The following is an 802-nucleotide window of genomic DNA, read 5'->3' on the forward strand; positions in this document are numbered from 1 at the left end:
CCTCGCGAAGACCGACGACCGTTCCGGTGTCCCGCTGCGCCGCGACCTGCGTGAGGCGCTGCGCGGCGGCGACCCCGCGGTCACCCCCGCGGCGAACGGTTTCTTCCTCGTCCTGGAGGGTGGCGACGGAGCCGGCAAGTCCACCCAGGTCGAGGCGATCGCCGAATGGATCCGTGCCAAGGGCCACGAGGTCGTCGTGACGCGCGAGCCGGGGGCCACCCCGATCGGCACGCGCCTGCGTTCGATCTTGCTGGACGTCTCGTCCGCCGCCCTGTCCAACCGCGCGGAGGCGCTGCTGTACGCCGCCGACCGGGCGGAGCACGTGGACTCGGTCGTCCGGCCGGCGCTGGAGCGCGGTGCGATCGTCATCTCGGACCGCTACATCGACTCGTCCGTCGCCTACCAGGGTGCAGGCCGGGACCTCGCCCCGACCGAGATCGCAAGGATCTCGCGCTGGGCGACGAGTGGGCTCGTACCGCATCTGACGGTGCTTCTGGACGTCGATCCGCAGACGGCACGGGAACGCTTCACCGAGGCGCCCGACCGGCTGGAGTCCGAGCCCGCCGAGTTCCACGACCGCGTCCGTTCCGGTTGCCTCCCCCTCGCCGCGGCCGACCCGGCCCGCTACCTGGTGGTGGACGCCGGACAGGAGGCGGAAGCGATCACCACGGTCGTCCGCCACCGGCTCGACCGGCTCCTGCCCCTCTCCGAGGCCGAGATCAAGGCCCAGGAGGAGGCCCGCAAGGCGGCCGAGGAGGAGGCCCGGCGCAAGGCGGAGGAAGAGGCCGCGCGCAAGGCCGAG

General features: G+C 72.9%; 1 protein-coding gene. It reads left to right on the forward strand.

The window, feature by feature from the left end; translation table 11 throughout:
- Positions 1–802: dTMP kinase (tmk, locus tag D8M29_RS13115; protein WP_127446076.1), on the forward strand; the 802-nt coding region annotated here is incomplete at both ends.

It is taken from the genome of Micrococcus sp. HSID17227 (assembly GCF_003989405.1).
GTDB lineage: Bacteria > Actinomycetota > Actinomycetes > Actinomycetales > Micrococcaceae > Micrococcus > Micrococcus luteus.